Raw genomic sequence first — 17,008 nt, 5'->3', positions numbered from 1 at the left:
TGAACCTGCTAGTTCTCCGGTGCGGCAAAGCTCTCAGTGACCCCGGTCAGATCGGTGGAGTTCTGCGCGGGCGCAACTGCCCCTGCTCCCATTCCACGTTTGGCGAAGCCTGCCCATATCTCGGGCAGGTCATCCGGATTGAGGGCGGCGGCCGCGGAGATGATCGCGTCGCGGGCGTGCAAGAAGGTGGGGCGGGACGGCGTCAATTTGAGGCCGCCTACAACATCCAGCAGAACCAGCCGCTCGGCTTCTTCGTGACCGTGCTTCGCCACCAGGTTCACGAAGACCTCCCAGAGTGCTGCGCACCAGATCTCTCCGGCGTTGTGCACGGCACTGTTCGGCCCGCCGGCGTTCGGACTGATGGGCGCGCCAACCGGGAGCATCTGTCCGGCGCTGATATGGCGGAAGGTCAGCGGGTTCTTCGACATGTCTGCGCTGTAGGGGTACCGCCGGATGGAGTAGTAGTAGTTGTCATTGAAGGTGGGTGTGAGGTCAGTCCAGCCGCCTACCGGGAAGGCTCCGCCGGTGAAGTCGTCCGCGGGCTGCGAGGTCATGCTGATGGCGAAGAAGTCGCCCCACCCCTCGCCCATGGCGCGGCCTTGCTGGTTGGTCAGGCCAGTGGCGTTCCCTACCAGCCGGTTGGTGATGTAGTGGCCCATCTCATGGAAAGTGATCAGTGCCTCATGGTTGCTGGTCCGGGTGGGCTTGTCCGGCTGCGGGCCGAGGAACTCGAACATCTGCATCCTGGGGCTGGCCCCGTCTGCAGGGGTGGACATGTTCGCGTTGTCGGTGCCGCTGAAGTCGCTGCCTTCCGCGAGCAGGGGATCTCCGCCGGCACCGCCGCGGCCGAAGTTATCGGCCTGGGCATTTCCGGCCGCCTCGTCAAAGCCGGCCTCATACCAGCGGTCGTGGAGCCAGTTCACATGGAAGAACATGCCCACGAGGCTGTTCTGGAGATTTGTTGCCTCGCTGGCATCGCGGGAGTGGTCGTAGGTGTAATCGAAGGTCCCGGGTGCGGAAATCTTTCCCAATACATCACTCGCGCCCAGCCCCGTTGGTCCCTGCAAGTCCGCGTAGGCCACGCAGTTGTTCCCCCGCGTTGTGGTAGCACCCGGCGGGAGCCAGGGATCCCGGCCCGGCAGGCTCTCCAGCTGGACCAAGCGCTCCTCAACAGGTTCTGCCTGGAAACCGTCAGGTGCCCCCGTGGGGTGGGGGGAGCCGGGGGCCGGGCCGTCATGGGGCCGGAATAGAGCATCGCCGGTGTTGTGCACCCGGTAGGTGAACGGTGCGCTCTCGCTGGCGAGGTTCTTGCGGAAAAGGACATAGGGGGTGTCCACCGAGTCGATGACGTAGCTGAATGCCGGAAAACCGGCGATCCACAGCTCAACGTAATGGCCTGTTGCGAACTGCTGGTTTCCCAGCGGGAACATCACGTCCTTGAGCCTGGCGGGCCGCTCGAACCTGGGCCGTGGATCGTTCTCGCCGGCCCTGAACTCGTAGGACTGGTACGGGCCATCCTCGGGTTGCCTTTCTGCGGCCACGAAGTCAGCTGCCTGGTAAATCACCCGCGTGAGGTCGAACGCTGCCCGGGCGATCGCATCCTCCGGTGTCCGCGCCTGCGCCCTGCGGGACTCCCGCATCGCGGCGCCGACGCCCGGGAAGAACTGGCCCGCCAAGGAGATCACGCCGTTCCCCTCGTCCAGCGCGACTGTCATCTCGGAATCGAAGACTTCGACGCCGTCCATGCTCTGGTACAACTGCGCTGTCTTGAGGCCGGTGCGGCTGACCGAGCGCACCTGCACACTGGAAGCGTCTTCTTCTGCCATGTTCCAGACGGCACGTCTGCGGTGGATGAACTGCCGCGCCGCTTCGGCCGGGTCCTCGGGCCCCGGTTCTGACAACCTGCCGGCGGGCTGCCGGCTGATCACCCGGTTGGGGAGTCCTGTGGTTTCATCCTCCTCAATGATCAAGTCTGGGACGTCAGCAGCCAACTCCTCCCGCCCGGCGGTAGGCATCTCCACGGCCGGCAGTTCGGCGCTGCGTGCAGCCTGAACGCCGCGGTCATAGAGGGCGTGGTAATCGTCCGGGATCATGGTCCACCTCCGTCCGGTGGCCGGAACGCTCCGGCCACACCAGTGTCCTGCAGTTGAGTGGCCCGCACCATAAGGGACGGAACAATCGAGACGAGTCTGACGCGCCCCCGTCACATTGGCGTCACCGCAGCACCGCATTGTGAACCAGCACGGTCAGCGTGACGCTCCGGTGACGAGCGGTTGGAACCATGCAGGAACGGGTCAATCCGGATCCGCCCAAAAATCGCTAACCACAAATCGCTAAGGGGAGAACCATGGCAAACGAAACGAACGACGAGTACTCCGGGTTCGACGAGCAGGCGGTCACGGCCACACTTGAAGCCTCAAGGCAACCGTTCGAGGGCCGGAACCTGCAGGCGACGGCTGATCTCTCCGCCATGGACGGCGGGGAACTCGAACTCCGCGCGCAATGCATTTCAGTGACTTCCGGCAACAACAGGGTTTGCCTGAGGCTTCCACTGGGAATCGGCAATGTCTGTCTTCCGGTGCCGTTTGACCTCCCGAATGGCACCGCAGTCAAGGCCTGCTTGAGTACCCGCACCAAGTGGGGAATCCCCACGGGTGTCTGCGTCAAGCTGTACGTCGCCGGCGAACAAATCGCCAGCAAGTGCTTCCCGTAATCGGCTGAACGCTGTGCCCGCTGCGGGTGGCGGCAGCTCAACCAGGGCCCGGACGGGGAAAAAACCTTGGCCGGGCCACCCATAGGGCCACACCAACGAACCAGAGGAGTAGAAGTGGATGGTGAACTGACCTTCGAGCGCTCTTCCCATTGCGCCAACAGTTGCTGCGTTGAGGTGGCGCTGGCACCGCCAACGGGGAAAGTGTATGTACGGAATTCCGCGGATCCTGCAGCCCGGATTGTATTCTCCGCCGAGGAGTGGCGAGCCTTTCTTGCCGGTGTAAAGGGTAATGAATTTGATCTCTGAACTGCCGCTGGCCGGTGGGTGAGAGCAGAACAGATTCCCTACTGGGAGGTGTCCTGGCTGTCCCAGTTCCTCGCGAAGATGTCCTCGTCCAGGAACGCTGCAGCAGTCACGCCGCTGGCGATTGCCGTGGCTACAAAGGTCATGTTTCCCGTGGCCGGCCCCACCTTGGCCATGTCGCCAACCGCGAAAACGAGCGGCACCGACGTGCGCTGGAAATGGTCCACGCGAACGCGGCCATCGTCAGTCAGGCTGCACCCGAGTGCTTGGCCGAAAGGCGACCGCTGCCGGTGCGTGGAGGAGAGAAAGCCAGCGCGATAAGTCATCGATGAGGCTGTTCCAAGCGTCAGCGTCAAACCGCCGGCATGGGCCCGGATGCCCGCCACTTCGTCCTCGATGATCCGGATGCCGTTCCGGTGGAGCCGGGTTCTGGTCCCGCGTGAGAAGCGCGGCTCACCGTTGCTGCACAGCTGTACATCACGGCTGATGCGGTCCTGCACGTAAGCGGCCATGAAGGCCGCGTGTTCGCTGTTGCCCAACACCACCAGCCGTTGATCCGTGGCCTCCAATCCGTGACAGAGCGGACAATGAAACAGGCATTTGCCGAAGGCGGCGTCGATGCCCGGGATCGGTGGGAGCTGGTCAACAACGCCGGTAGCCAGGATGAGGAAGTCCGCCGTAATCTCACGCGCTGTTGCCCACACGAGGATTTTCCCGTCCGCCACGAGAACCTTGATGGCCTCAACCGGCAGGATGGAAACGGTAGGTAACCCCGCGAGTTCCTGGCGGCCCGCGAGAACCAGCCCTGACGGCGTCGTTCCTTCCCGGCCCAACACCATGTGCACCTTCGAGGCTGCGGCGTTGCGCCCTTGGCGGCTGTCTACCAGGATTACGCGCCGGCGCTGCCTGCCGAGCACCTGGGCGGCGGCCAGGCCGGCTGGTCCGCCCCCGATGATCGCAACCTCAAAATGCGACTTCACACTTGGGGCCTCTCACCAGCGGGGCCACTGCAGACGTGTGCATGACGCGGGCCGGCCGCATGAGTTCGTGCATGCGCGCCGAGAGCTGCGCGGGGATGCCGGCCTCGGCCAGGAGGCTCCTGTAGATATCCACCTGCCGGCGGGCCTCGCTGATATTGCCTTCGGCCAGATGGGCCTGGATGAGGCAACGGTGCGCGCTCTCCCGCAGCGGATCTCCGGCAATCGCCTGCAAGGCTGCCTCGATCGCCCTGTCAAACCTCTCTGCGCCCACGTACCAGGCGGACATTCGCTCCAGGGCATGGAGCCGGACCTGGCGCTGGCGCTCGCGGTCGATCACCAGCCAGTCGTCGTACCAGCCCGGCAACAGATCTCCGCTGAGCGGGCCGATTTGCACCGGCGGGGAGTCACCCGGCAACCACTGATCCAGCCCTTCGCGTAACCGGGTCACATCCACCTGCACGAAGGTGGTCAGGTAGAGCCTGTCACCGGACGCGACCACCAGCGTTAGCCCGTCCGGCCTCGGCAGCCTCCACAACGTTGAGCGGAGGCACCCCCGTGCCTGGGCTTCGTCAAGATCCGGCCACAACTGGGCGGCGACTGCTGTCCGGGTCATATTGTTGCGCAACGCCAGGAAGGCCAGCAGATGCTCGGCACGAGGGGCCAGTTCCACTGTCGATTCGCCATGCCCCAGCCGGAAGTCGCCCAGGAGCCGAAGGTCAAGGGCGGCCCCGCCGCCAGGCTCACCGTTTCTTCCCACATTCATGGAATGGTCCTCTCCCCTTACTCACCCCTGAGATCGGAGGCTGTAAGTGGGAGTTCACATCCCACCGCGTTATTGCCGCGTTACCGTTGACCAAGGCAACCAGCCGGAAAGGTCCGGTCACGCCGCTGTAACGCCGCATCCCTAAACTGATGCCCACCTGCGGACAAACACAGGGAAGAGTTATCAGTCCCAAAGGAAACCCACACAGTGGACGCCATCGTTTCCCGACTCATCGCCCTCGGGCCGCGCGGCAGCCTGGGCGGCGACTACGAGTTGACGCACGGTTTTAAGACTGTGGGCCGGAGCCATACCAATGACCTCGTGCTTTCGGAACCAACCGTGAGCAGGGTGCACGCGTCACTAACCGTGGACAGCAGTGGGCGCGTGTCCGTCCAGGATCTTGGATCCAGTGCCGGAACAACGGTGAACGGACGGCCCGCATCCGGACAGGTGGTCCTGCACTCGGGTGACGTCGTTGCCTTTGGCGGTGCCCGGTTCGAGTATCAGGGTGTGCCCGAAAAAGCGCAGCCCACAGCCGTCCTTCCGCTTCAGCGCGCAGACCGGCCGCTCCCGCGCGCCGAGCACATCCAGGGGCGATACGACATAGAGAACCAGCATGCGGGAAACATCAGCAACGTGGCAGGCAATCAATACACCGCCTACGTCAGCCATGTCCGGCAGGAACGCGAAAGCTTCCTCCGGGACATTGCCGCCACAAAAACCTGGGCCCGCTGGCTGATCTGGGTTGGTTTAGGCCTGACCATCGCCGGACTCGTGATTGTCGGAGCCAATTTCCTCCAGTTTATGGAGGGTATGCCCACTTACACCGGCGGGGCTATTCCTGCCGCATTTCGCGGCTACATCATCGGTATTTACATCGTAGGCGGGGGCCAACTCTTCATGATCATCGGCATTGTCCTTCATGTGGTGGCCACGTCCCGGCGCAAGAGAGTGGACCGGGAATTCCCGTTGCCGCGTCCGGGAGGCCCGTAAGCGGGTAACGAGTCAGGAGAACGATCAGGGTGGGATTCAACATCAACAATCAAACCGGCGGCGTGGTCAACAATGTCGAAGGAAACCAATACATCCGCGGGGGTCAGCACAGCGGGATGGTCCAGGCTGGCGCCCTGCGTGCAGCGGTGCAGGAACTGGAACGAGGCGTTGCCGCATCGAACGTTTCCGGCAGCCAGCTCGCGGCAATGTCAGGGCACCTGAAGGAGATTGACCAGGAAATCAGCCGCGCCCATCCCGAGCCGGACAAGGTGGCAGGCCCCCTGAGGAAACTAACGGAAATCGCAAGTGCGGCGGGTGCCCTTGCCGGGCTCGCCGGACCCATCCAAAGCCTGATCACATGGCTGGGCCCGTTGGGACAACCCATAGTGAAACTCCTTTCGGGCATCTGAGCAGGCCTGTCCGGGAAGTCAGGAAGGCAGGAACGCAGGAAGGCAGGAACGCAGGAAGGCACGACGGCGGCCCGCGCCCCGGGCGGGTGCGCGCGGCTGTGTGCCGCACGGCCGCCGTCGGGCTTTCCACGGCGGGTTTCCCCGTAACGGCGCGGTAACGCGCTCCTGTGCACTCTGGTGCCGTAGCAGTTGGCATAGCCGAACGGACGGGAGAAAACGCTGTGAGCACACCCCTCAACGAAGACCAAAGGGAGCTTCCCCGCTCCGAACCGGAACTGATTGTCGTGCTGGAACCGGAGAACGCGCGCCGGCTCGCCCAGGCTGCTCCCGAGTCACGGGATGTGTCGGGCCCCGCACTCTCTTCCGTGGCGGGGGCGTTGTCGGATGTGCTCCGGGCGCATGGTGCGGCTCTGGCCCCGCTCTTCCCCCAGGCTTTCGCTGACAGTGGCCGGGCTCCCTCCGGGCCAGCCGAGGACAGCCCGGAGGGCAACGCCGGCGGCAGCCCCGGAACATCCGGGACCGGGAACGAGGAGGAACTGCACACCTTCTTCCGCGTCGAAGCCCCATCCGGAGAGCTGGAATCCATCGCGGAGGAACTCCGGGGCAGCGACGGCGTGGCAGGAGCATACGTGCGGCCAGCCATCCTGCTGCCCACCATCCAGGCCACGTCCGCTCCGCTGAATACGATGGTTTCCAGGACGGAAGAACCGGCAGCAACCACCCCGGACTTCACTCCCCGCCAGGGCTACCTGGATCCGGCGCCGGCCGGAGTGGACGCACGCTTTGCATGGACCATAGCAGGGGGACGTGGCGCCCGGCTGCGGATCGTGGATTGCGAGCATGGCTGGCTGCTCGACCATGAGGATCTGCTCCTCAACAACGGGGGCGTTGTCAGCGGAACAAACAACGCCTCCAACGATCACGGCACCGCCGTCTTTGGCATCATCGGCGGAGACCGGGACGCCAAGGGAATCACGGGTATTTCGGCAGATGCCTGGCTGGCGGCGTCGTCCTGGACCAGCCAGGCTGCAGCCACGGCGATTACCGAAGCTGCAGAGGAGCTGCGGCCCGGGGACTTCCTGCTCCTCGAAGGCCAGCTGGGCGGACCCAACCACACCAATCCGGGTTCGGATGTGGGACTGATCGCCCTGGAATGGTGGCCGGACCTGTTTGCCGCCATCCGTGCAGCCAGCAACCGGGGCATCATCGTCATTGAGGCAGCCGGCAACGGGTTTCAAAACCTGGATGACGCCGTCTACAACACACCGCAGAGCGGGTTCCCGTCCACCTGGCGCAACCCGTTCAACACCGCGAACCCGCAGTGCGGCGCCGTGATGGTCGGGGCCGGCGCACCTCCCACTGGCTTCAACGGGAGCGCCTGGGGGCCGGACCGGTCGCGGCTGGACTACTCCAACTACGGTAGCCGGGTTGATGCCCAGGGCTGGGGCCGTGAAGTGGTTTCGGCCGGCTACGGAGATCTTCAGGGAGGCGATCCGAAGCGCCGGTACACCGCGGGATTCTCCGGAACCTCCAGCGCATCTCCCATCGTGCTTGGTGCCCTGGCCGCTGTGCAGGGCATCGCCACCGGCCGGGGTCCGCTGCGCCTGACTCCGGCACGGGCACGGTCCTTGCTGAGGATGGTTGGAACTCCGCAACAGGCCGCCCCTTCCCGTCCGGTCACGCAACGCATCGGCCGCCGCCCTGACGCCAAACACCTGCTCACCGCCATGAAACGCGTGAGTGCCCGGGCGGGAGACTTCGACGGCGACGGGCGGGCTGAGGTCCTGGTGACCAGTCCGTGGGGGATCGGCATCCTGAAGCAACACGGCAGCACCTTCAGCAATCCGGTGATTGCGTCCAACGGCACCCGCTTTGGCGGGTGGTTGCTGAACACTGAAGACAACCTCATTGGACCGGTGGCTGACTTCGACGGCGACGGGCGGGCCGAGGTCCTGGTGACCAGTCCGTGGGGAATCGGCATCCTGAAGCAACAGGGCAACACGTTCAGCAATCCGGTGATTGCATCCAACGGCACGCGCTTTGGCGGGTGGTTGCTGAACACTGCCGATAACCACATCGCTGCGGTGGGTGATTTCGACGGCGACGGGCGGGCTGAGGTCCTGGTGACCAGTCCGTGGGGGATCGGCATCCTGAAGCAGCAGGGCAACACGTTCGAGAACCCGGTGCTTGCGCCGAACGGCACGCGCTTTGGCGGGTGGTTGCTGAACACTGCCGATAACCATATTGCGGCGGTGGGTGATTTCGACGGCGACGGGCGGGCTGAGGTCCTGGTGACCAGTCCGTGGGGGGTAGGGATCCTCAAGCAGCAGGGCAACACGTTCAGCAACCCGGTGCTTGCGGCCAACGGCACCCGGTTCGGGCAGTGGCTGCTGAACACCGCCGATAACCAGCTGGGCCCCGTCGCCGACTTCGACGGGGACGGGCGGGCTGAGGTCCTGGTGACCAGCCCGTGGGGGATCGGGATCCTGAAGCAACAGGGCAACACGTTCAGCAATCCGGTGATCGCGGCCAACGGCACCCGGTTCGGGCAGTGGCTGCTGAACACCGCCGATAACCAGTTCGGTCCCGTTGCGGACCTCGATGGGGACGGGCGTGCTGAGATCCTGGTGACCAGTCCCTGGGGGATCGGCATCCTGGAACAGGCGGGAACCACGCTGGGGAACCCGGTGATCAAGCCCAACGGGACCCGCTTCGGGCAGTGGCTGCTCAACACAGCGGACAACCGCCCAGGGGCGCTTGCCGACCTTGATGGGGATGGGCGGGCTGAGATCCTGGTGACCAGTCCCTGGGGGATCGGCATCCTGGAGCAGGCAGGAAACACGTTGGGAAACCCGGTGATCAAGCCTAACGGCACCCGGTTCGGGCAGTGGCTGCTGAATACCGCGGACAACGAATTCGGCGTCTGATAGGCGCCTCCCCCTACTGAAATAGGGGGATTGGGTGCATTGACTTTCCACTTCAGGATGAGGATCCTCGAACTTGCACGTTTAGTGTAAAAACAGAGATCGGGTAGCCATGGGCAACGATGACTGTGGAATGTTCAAACTGGACCTCATGCATTCCTGGCAACTGCGCCAAGATGGAACAGCAGTCTATGTGGCGGCCCGTCAGCAGCGGCTTATCGCAGCACTTGCGGTCCGCGGGGCCTGTCTCAGAAACTACCTGGCCGGGATGCTGTGGCCGGATTGTCCTGAGGCCAACGCGCTGGAAAGCCTCCGGGTAGCGGTTCACCTGGTAACACGGCAGTTGCCGGGGCTGCTCGTCAAGACCGGTGCGATGCTCTCCCTGGACAAACGGGTCGATGTGGATCTGCACCGGGTGCGTGCCGCCTTGGCGGAAGCGACCAGCACGGGCAAAGGCGATCCGGCGTCCGTCCTGCCGGAGATCCGCGATGTGGACTTCCTGCCGGGCTGGTACGAAGACTGGGTGGTGTTTGAGCAGAGCAGGCTGCAGCACGACCGGGTCAGGGCGTTTACCTGGCTTTCACGCCAGCTTGCTGCTCGTGGCGATTATGAGGCCGCTGCCGATGCGGCCAATGCTGCCTTGGAAATCGAACCCCTTTATGAGAGCGCCGTCCGGGTGCTCATCACCTCGGAGTTGGCCCAGGGAAACATTGCGTCGGCATTGTCCGCGTACGACAGGTACCAGCGTCAGCTGCAGGCGGACATGGGCGTTGGCCCGTCGGAAGGCCTGCGGCATCTGGTCCAGGAGACACTGCACAGCCAAGGCCGGATAACAGTGGAGCAGTTATCGTCCACCGTGGCCAGCAGTTTGAGTCTGCAGCCATTGACGCACAACGCTTAATGCTCCGTCGGGGTTGGCAGCGTAAACGGTGGTTTGGTCACCGCCAACTGCGGGTCCGTAGGTAATCCTGGCGCGAAAACCTGGCGGGACTTCGCCGGATTCGAGCCAGGTGTGGATCACCAGCGTGCCACCGGCGCCCGGGGCTGCCGGCACGCCCCCAGGACCTGAACCCGCGTTCTCCATGTGCATGCGTTCCCACTCTCCGGCAGTAAAAGTCCCTCTAAACCTCAACAGCTTTCATCCTGCCCCACAGCAATCAGTAGTTCGCTCCCCTTTGCGAAACTTTCATGAAAACTTGAGCATGCGCGGGAGCGGCATCTAGTGAGCGAGCGTTTCCGAAGAACGCGCATCAAGTGAGAGAGCGTCGCAAGGGGGAAGGACGCTTGACGCCCTCCGAGGCTTCCGCATATCCTGAACGAACGGTCGGTAAATAATTCGGCACGTCCCAGAAGGTCTTTGCAGAGGAGCAACCATGGCAGCGCAGAACTTGCAGTCAGTGCCAGCTGAGCTATCCCCGGACGAAGAGGCGGCAGGCCAGGCCAACTTTGACCGCGTCATGGCCGAGGACTCACGCATCGAGCCCAAGGACTGGATGCCGCCGGCCTACCGCAAGACGCTGCTGCGCCAGATCTCCCAGCACGCCCACTCCGAGATCATCGGCATGCAGCCGGAGGCCAACTGGATTTCCCGTGCCCCCAGCCTGAAGCGCAAGGCCATCCTCATGGCCAAGGTCCAGGACGAGGCCGGCCACGGGCTCTACCTCTACAGCGCCGCCGAGACCCTTGGACAAACAAGGGACAAGATGACGGAAGACCTCATCGCCGGCAAGGCCCGCTACTCGTCCATCTTCAACTACCCCGCCCTGACCTGGGCGGACATGGGCGCCATCGGCTGGCTGGTGGACGGCGCCGCCATCTGCAACCAGGTCCCCCTGTGCCGCGCCTCCTACGGCCCGTACGGCCGCGCCATGGTGCGCATCTGCAAGGAAGAATCGTTCCACCAGCGCCAGGGCTTCGAGATCCTGCTGGAACTCTCCAACGGCACCCCCGAGCAGAAGCAGATGGCCCAGGACGCGGTGAACCGCTGGTACGCCCCGGCCCTGATGATGTTCGGCCCGCCGGACGACGATTCGCCCAACTCCAAGCAGTCCATGGCCTGGAACATCAAGCGGTTCAGCAACGACGAACTCCGCAGCCGCTTCGTGGGCATGATGGTGGAGCAGGTCCGCGTCCTGGGCCTCACCCTCCCGGATAGCCATGTCCGCTACAACGAGGACAGCAAAAAGTGGGAGCACGGCCCGCTGGACTGGCACGAGTTCCAGGAAGTCCTGGCCGGCCGCGGCCCCTGCAACGCCCAGCGCCTTGAGCGCCGGAGGGCAGCGCACGACGACGGCGCCTGGGTCCGCGAGGCAGCTTCCGCTTATGCAGCAAAACAGCAGGCAAAACAGTCAATGACGACGAAGGAATACGCAGCATGAGCCCCCACGGCAACCCGGAAGTCCCCGCCAGCATGACACAGCCGATCGAGAACCCGTCCCCGGTGGGGAGCGAAACCCATACCGGCGGCAACGCCTGGGGGCTCTGGGAGGTCTTTGTCCGGTCGAGCCGCGGTTTGAGCCACGTGCACGCAGGGTCCCTGCATGCACCGGATGCCGCCATGGCACTGCGGAATGCCCGCGACCTCTACACCCGCCGCAACGAGGGCGTCTCCATCTGGGTCGTGCCCGCGGAGGCCATCGCCGCCAGCGATCCGGATGCCAAGGGCTCGTTCTTCGAGTCGCCCCAGGGCAAGGATTACCGGCACGCCACGTACTACACCAAGAGCGAAGGGGTAAAGCACCTGTGATCCCCACCGGCTCCCACAGCTCGCAAGCTCGCAGCGGGTCCCTCGCCGGCGTGGCCCCTGCATCCGAGGCCACAACAGGCCACGGCGACATCTCCACCGGCGTCGCAGCCCCGTCCGGAAGCGGCGACTCCAACGCGAGCGCCACCCGCATCACGCCCGGCAACGCCCTCCGCCCGGAGGACATCGCCCTCGAGGTCCGCACCGGCCTGGCCAAGCCCACAGAGGACGTCGCGGAATACGCCCTAAGACTGGGCGACGACGCCCTGATCCTCGCCCAGCGCCTGGGTCACTGGATCTCCCGCGCCCCCGAACTGGAGGAGGACGTGGCCCTGGGCAACATCGCCCTGGACCAGCTGGGCCACGCCCGGAGTTTCCTCAGCTACGCCGGCGGCGCAATGTCCAACGACGACGGCTCGGCCAGGAGCGAGGATGACCTCGCCTACTTCCGCCGCGAGCACGAGTTCCGGTCAGTCCAGTTGTTCGAGCAGCCCAACGGCGACTTCGCGGTGACCATCGCCCGGCAGTTCATCGTGAGCTACTACCAGTTCGAGCTGTACCGCCGGCTCACCGGATCAACGGACGCCACGCTGGCCGCCATCGCCGCGAAGGCCGTGAAGGAAGTGGACTACCACCGGGACCACAGCGCCCAGTGGATCCTCCGTCTGGCCGGCGGCACGGACGAATCCCGAACCCGGATGATCCACGGCCTGCGCCTGATGTGGCCGTACGTCAACGAACTGTTCCAGGAGGACGACCTGACGCGCCGCCTCGCCGAGGCGGGTGCCGCCGTCGCGCCTTCCAGCCTGCGCGAGGACTTTGACCGGCTCACCGGAGACGTCCTCAAAGAAGCCGAACTCGAGGTGCCGGACGTCCCGGCAGCCCCCGGCGGCGGCCGGCACGGCAAGCACTCCGAACACCTGGGCTACATCCTGGCCGAGATGCAGGTCCTGGCCCGCGAGTATCCCGGAGCGAAGTGGTGACGGCCATGGCCATGTACATCTCCGACTTCGAAACCAGCGCCCCTGCAAGGGAGAAAACGGGGCGGCAGAAGGCGTGGGACATCGCCGCCACCGTGTGCGATCCCGAAATCCCCGTGCTCACCATCGAGGACCTCGGCATCCTCCGGGACGTCCAAGTGACGCAGGAACACGGAACAGCCGGAAAAGTCATCGTCACCATCACGCCCACCTACTCGGGCTGCCCGGCCATGGACGCCATCCGCGACGACCTCAAAACAGCCTTCGCCAAAGAGGGCTACCAGGACGTCGAGGTGGACCTGGTGCTCGCCCCGGCCTGGACCACGGACTGGATGACCGAGGCAGGCAAGGCAAAGCTGCAGGAGTACGGCATCGCGCCGCCGTCGGGCCTGTCGAACGCCGCACGGCACGCCGGCCCTATCCGCCTGAAGATGGCGGTCAAGTGCCCCCAGTGCTCGTCCCTGAACACCAAGGAACTCACCCGTTTCGGCTCCACCTCCTGCAAGGCGCTGTATGTGTGCCAGGACTGCAAGGAACCGTTCGACTACTTCAAAGTGCTGTAAGGAAGCCCCATGCCTGTTGTCCGCCAGACCGCCGCCGAAACGGCGCAGGCCACCGGCCGCCGTCGTCCGTCCTTCCACACGCTCGCCGTGAAGGAGGTGCGCCGGCTCACCGAGGACGCCATCGAGGTGGCGTTCCACGTGCCCCAAGAGCTCGCCGGCCAGTTCGATTACCTGCCCGGCCAGTACGTGGCGCTGCGCACCAAGCTCCCGGATGAGACCGGCGAACTGCACGAGGTGCGCCGCAGCTACTCCATCTGCGCCGAGCCGCGCAGCTTCGCGGACGGCAGCAGCGAGATCCGGGTGGCCGTGAAGAAGGACCTGGGCGGGGTGTTCTCCACCTGGGCCAACGCCGAGCTGAAGGCCGGGGACACGCTGGACGTCATGAGCCCCATGGGCGCGTTTGTGTCCAGGCACGGCCGGGACGGCCAGGCCGTGGAGCAGAACCGGATGAACTCGATGAACAACCCGGAGGAGCTGGCCGGGGACGTGGCCTCCAGCGGGGAAGCCAGTTTTGTGGCCATCGCCGCGGGCAGCGGCATCACGCCGGTGATCGCCATCGCGCGGACGTTGCTGGCCAAAAACCCGGACTGCCGGTTTGACCTGATCTACGCCAACAAGGCCGCCATGGACGTGATGTTCCTGGAGGAGCTGGCGGACCTGAAGGACAAGTACCCGCAGCGGCTGGCCATCCACCACGTGCTGTCCCGCGAGCAGCGGATCGCGCCGCTGCTCAGTGGCAGGATCGACGCCGAGAAGCTCCAGCAGCTGCTGGGCACCGCCATCCACGCGGACGATGTGGACGAGTGGTTCCTGTGCGGGCCGTTCGAGCTGGTGCAGCTGTGCCGGGACACCCTGGCCGAGCGCGGGGTGGAGCCGGAGAAGATCCGGTTCGAGCTATTCACGAGCGGCAAGCCGGACCGGCCGGAGGGGCACGCGGGCCGGCCGGTGGTGGTGGACGAGTCCAAGGAGACGTACAAGATTACCTTCAAGCTGGACGGGCTGCAGGGCGACGTGGCCAGCCCCACGCACGCCCGCGAGTCCATCCTCAACGCCGCGCTGCGGGTCCGCCCGGATGTGCCGTTCGCGTGCGCCGGGGGAGTGTGCGGTACCTGCCGGGCCAAGGTGGTCACCGGCAGCGTGACCATGGACGAAAACTACGCGCTGGAGCAGGATGAGCTGGACAAGGGGTACGTGCTGACCTGCCAGAGCCACCCCACCAGCAAGGAAGTCACCGTCGACTTCGACGTGTAAGTACCGGTGGTTGAGCCTGGGCCCACGCCCGCAGGGTTCCCTGGCCGAGCTTGCGAGGCTAGGGTGCGGGTGGGGAGCGAAACCCGGTGGTTGAGCCCGTCGAAATCGAGCCTGTCGAACCCAGAACGAAGGAGCCCCATGATTTCCCTCTCCATCAGCAACAACGTCGCCGAGGTCGTCCTCAACGCCCCGCACAAGCTGAACTCGCTGGATGAGCAGGCGCTGGCGGAGCTGTCCCAGGCGTACGACGACGCTGCTGCCGCCGCCTCCCGCGGTGAGGTGCGGGCGCTGCTGCTGAGGGGAGAGGGCCGCGCCTTCTGCGCGGGCCGGGACATCGCGGGGGTGAACCCGGAGAATGACGACGCCGCTATGTACCTGGGCGGGCTGGTGGAGCCGCTGCTGAAGAAGATGAGTGCGTTCCCGGCTCCCACGTTCGCGGCAGCTCACGGAGCGTGCCTGGGCGTGGGTCTGGGCCTGTTGCTGGCCACGGACGTGGTGTACGTGGCGGAGAACGCGAAGTTCGGCTCGCCGTTCGCGAAGCTGGGGGCAACGCTGGATTCCGGTGGGCACTGGTACTTCACCGAACGGCTCGGGATGCACCGGACGCTGGACCTGATCTACACGACGGAGCTGATCAGCGGCACGGAGGCCGTGGCGCAGGGGTTGTTCAGCCGTGCCATGCCGGCGGGTGAGCTGCTGGAGACCACCCAGGCAATTGTCGCCAAGGTGGCCCGCGGGGCTACCGGGGCCTTCAACGCAAGCAAGGAGCTGGTGGCCCACATCCGCGACCAGCGCCTGGGCCTATGGGAAGCCATGGCGGAGGAGAACACCGAGCAAGCGCGGCTCTGCAAGACGGACGATTATGCCGAGGGTTTCCGGGCATTCCAAGAGAAGCGTGAGCCGCAATTCCGCGGCTGAGCCCGTCGAAACCCCTCCCGGTGGTTGAGTCGGTGGGGAGCGAAAACCTGTAGGGGCATAGGTAGATTCCGCTTACCTGGGCTAGGTGGGTACGGTCGGCCTGAAGAATCGGGTATTGCCTACTCGTGTTTCCGGCTTCGGTTCGTTGTTCACTGAAAGTGCCGGCGAGGAGAGAGCTTTCGCGATCACGGTTCCCGCTCCAGCATTCGCCGGCACCAGCATCGCGGCGGTTGAAACAATGAGTCCGCCGGCGAGCCGGGACGATTCAGGAACGGCGGGATCAATGCGACACAGATTAGCCACGGGGGATGGCGTTAACCTCGCCACCTGCCCCCATCAATTTGTTGGCCGGTGCGATGACTGTTCCGCGTCAGCAGGCCTGGGGGAATCGGACCAGGCGGTAACGGATGAAGGCGGAACTACCTTCTCGGCCGAACCCGGTTGAGCCTGTCGAAACCCCTCACAAGCAGATCTTGACCCAACCTTGCAGGTGGGTTGCAGGAATCTTAAGTCGCGTTCGCAAGAGTAGTCGAAGCCGGGAATCGCCCGGCCGATCCCCGCTGCCGGTCTTTTAGGGACCGGCCGCGGCTGAAGACTACAACGGGGGCGTCATTGTCTGCGGTTTTGAACGAAAAGGTCACCAGCGGCGAAGAGAACGGGTTCAGCCGCCGCAGGGTAGTCGCAGGTGTGGCCTGGTCGCTGCCTGTGATCGCAACCGCCATCGCAGCTCCGGCGGCAGCGGCTTCGCCTACCTTGTCCATCACCGCCGGGCCTTTTGGCACAATCAACCATTCGAAACAACAGGGGGCAGGTGGCACACGAACTGGTCAAGGTCCTTCGACCCTCACTGTTCAGAACACTTCCCCAGCGGCTCAGACAGTAACCGTTGGAATTGTTCCTGGCGTAGACCGCGGAACGATCGCTTCAGGTATCGCTGTGAAATCATTGACTGGAAACACGGTAGCTGCAGCGACCTTCGATGCCGCCTATGCCTCGACTGCGACTATTACCATTGCTGGTAATCAATCGGCGGCTCAAGCCATTTCTTTCTATTACCTGGACGGCAAAGGCCAAACCACACCTACAAGTGGTCAGACCTACACCTTTACGATGACCCTCAGCGTGGGTTCCGCCACCTTCGTCATTCCTGGCATCACAATGGTCATCCCGTGATCTGGCGCCAAGGCAGGCTGGTTGCTCAGGTGCTGTCAGACTCAGCTGCCCGGGTTGCCCTGCTCCATCTGGACGCGACCCAGCCCGTGGTCCTGGAAGGGACAGCTGCAAGCATTTGGAACCTCATCGACGGCCAACGGTCAGAGCACTCCATCCTCGCTGAGCTGGAGGCCACTTTTGAGGACCGGTCCGGACAGATGCAGGCCCAGCTGGAAGACTTCCTCGCCAGCCTCGAAGCACGGCGCCTGATTGAGGCTGCCCCCGGCGCTGCGCGTTGAGAGCATGAGGTCCGCG

General features: G+C 64.6%; 17 protein-coding genes. 14 read left to right on the top strand and 3 right to left on the bottom strand.

Annotation, left to right across the window (positions count from 1 at the left end):
- Positions 1-8: 8 nt before the first annotated feature.
- Positions 9-2,093: a M36 family metallopeptidase gene (locus FBY31_RS09010; RefSeq protein WP_142039543.1), complete on the bottom strand. Its 2,085-nt coding sequence runs from the start codon at positions 2,091-2,093 to the stop codon at positions 9-11.
- 254 nt (positions 2,094-2,347) lie between these two features.
- Between FBY31_RS09010 and FBY31_RS09005 the strand changes: the two genes are divergently transcribed.
- Positions 2,348-2,713: a hypothetical protein gene (locus FBY31_RS09005; protein WP_142039540.1), complete on the top strand. Its 366-nt coding sequence runs from the start codon at positions 2,348-2,350 to the stop codon at positions 2,711-2,713.
- Positions 2,714-2,827: 114 nt separating this feature from the next.
- Positions 2,828-3,019: a DUF397 domain-containing protein gene (locus tag FBY31_RS23785; RefSeq protein WP_142039537.1), complete on the top strand. Its 192-nt coding sequence runs from the start codon at positions 2,828-2,830 to the stop codon at positions 3,017-3,019.
- Positions 3,020-3,057: 38 nt separating this feature from the next.
- Here FBY31_RS23785 and FBY31_RS08995 read toward each other — a convergent pair whose 3' ends face one another.
- The gene (locus tag FBY31_RS08995; RefSeq protein WP_142039535.1) at positions 3,058-3,996 is read right to left on the bottom strand and encodes an NAD(P)/FAD-dependent oxidoreductase; all 939 of its coding nucleotides are present in this window, start codon (positions 3,994-3,996) and stop codon (positions 3,058-3,060) included.
- Positions 3,980-4,759, bottom strand: coding sequence for an AfsR/SARP family transcriptional regulator (locus FBY31_RS08990; RefSeq protein ID WP_142039532.1), 780 nt, complete (start codon positions 4,757-4,759; stop codon positions 3,980-3,982). Before FBY31_RS08990 ends, FBY31_RS08995 begins: the two co-directional genes overlap by 17 nt.
- 207 nt (positions 4,760-4,966) lie before the next feature.
- Here FBY31_RS08990 and FBY31_RS08985 point away from each other — a divergent pair, with 207 nt between their 5' ends.
- The 12 genes from FBY31_RS08985 to FBY31_RS08930 all read left to right on the top strand — a co-directional run bounded on the left by FBY31_RS08985 (position 4,967) and on the right by FBY31_RS08930 (position 16,992).
- Complete coding sequence (locus FBY31_RS08985) at positions 4,967-5,752, top strand: FHA domain-containing protein (RefSeq protein ID WP_142039530.1); 786 nt, start codon at positions 4,967-4,969, stop codon at positions 5,750-5,752.
- Positions 5,753-5,781: 29 nt separating this feature from the next.
- Positions 5,782-6,162, top strand: coding sequence for a hypothetical protein (locus tag FBY31_RS08980; RefSeq protein WP_142039527.1), 381 nt, complete (start codon positions 5,782-5,784; stop codon positions 6,160-6,162).
- A 221-nt stretch (positions 6,163-6,383) separates the two neighbouring features.
- The gene (locus FBY31_RS08975; protein ID WP_142039525.1) at positions 6,384-9,089 is read left to right on the top strand and encodes an FG-GAP-like repeat-containing protein; all 2,706 of its coding nucleotides are present in this window, start codon (positions 6,384-6,386) and stop codon (positions 9,087-9,089) included.
- A 148-nt stretch (positions 9,090-9,237) separates the two neighbouring features.
- Positions 9,238-9,987, top strand: a complete 750-nt coding sequence (locus tag FBY31_RS08970; protein ID WP_235012988.1) for an AfsR/SARP family transcriptional regulator — start codon at positions 9,238-9,240, stop codon at positions 9,985-9,987.
- A 472-nt stretch (positions 9,988-10,459) separates the two neighbouring features.
- Positions 10,460-11,464: a 1,2-phenylacetyl-CoA epoxidase subunit PaaA gene (gene paaA, locus FBY31_RS08965; protein ID WP_142039519.1), complete on the top strand. Its 1,005-nt coding sequence runs from the start codon at positions 10,460-10,462 to the stop codon at positions 11,462-11,464.
- Positions 11,461-11,832 (top strand): 1,2-phenylacetyl-CoA epoxidase subunit PaaB, encoded by a 372-nt coding sequence (gene paaB / locus FBY31_RS08960; RefSeq protein ID WP_142039515.1) that lies wholly within the window; start codon positions 11,461-11,463, stop codon positions 11,830-11,832. The genes paaA and paaB overlap by 4 nt, the downstream gene beginning before the upstream one ends.
- 50 nt (positions 11,833-11,882) lie before the next feature.
- Entirely contained in the window at positions 11,883-12,812 is a 930-nt protein-coding gene (gene paaC, locus FBY31_RS08955; protein WP_142045203.1) for a 1,2-phenylacetyl-CoA epoxidase subunit PaaC, read from the top strand.
- A gap of 11 nt (positions 12,813-12,823) precedes the next feature.
- A complete protein-coding gene (paaD, locus tag FBY31_RS08950; protein ID WP_142045201.1) occupies positions 12,824-13,372 on the top strand; it encodes a 1,2-phenylacetyl-CoA epoxidase subunit PaaD in 549 nt (182 codons plus the stop codon).
- Positions 13,373-13,381: 9 nt separating this feature from the next.
- A complete protein-coding gene (gene paaE, locus FBY31_RS08945) occupies positions 13,382-14,623 on the top strand; it encodes a 1,2-phenylacetyl-CoA epoxidase subunit PaaE (RefSeq protein ID WP_142039512.1) in 1,242 nt (413 codons plus the stop codon).
- Between the two features lie 138 nt (positions 14,624-14,761).
- Positions 14,762-15,541, top strand: coding sequence for an enoyl-CoA hydratase/isomerase family protein (locus FBY31_RS08940; RefSeq protein WP_142039508.1), 780 nt, complete (start codon positions 14,762-14,764; stop codon positions 15,539-15,541).
- Between the two features lie 624 nt (positions 15,542-16,165).
- Complete coding sequence (locus FBY31_RS08935; protein ID WP_142039506.1) at positions 16,166-16,714, top strand: hypothetical protein; 549 nt, start codon at positions 16,166-16,168, stop codon at positions 16,712-16,714.
- Positions 16,715-16,743: 29 nt separating this feature from the next.
- Positions 16,744-16,992, top strand: coding sequence for a PqqD family protein (locus FBY31_RS08930; RefSeq protein WP_235012987.1), 249 nt, complete (start codon positions 16,744-16,746; stop codon positions 16,990-16,992).
- The last annotated feature ends 16 nt before the right edge of the window (positions 16,993-17,008 follow it).

This window comes from Arthrobacter sp. SLBN-100 (assembly GCF_006715305.1).
GTDB lineage: Bacteria > Actinomycetota > Actinomycetes > Actinomycetales > Micrococcaceae > Arthrobacter.
Note: the sequence above shows the minus strand (reverse complement) of the source record. Positions and strands in the feature narration are given on the sequence as shown.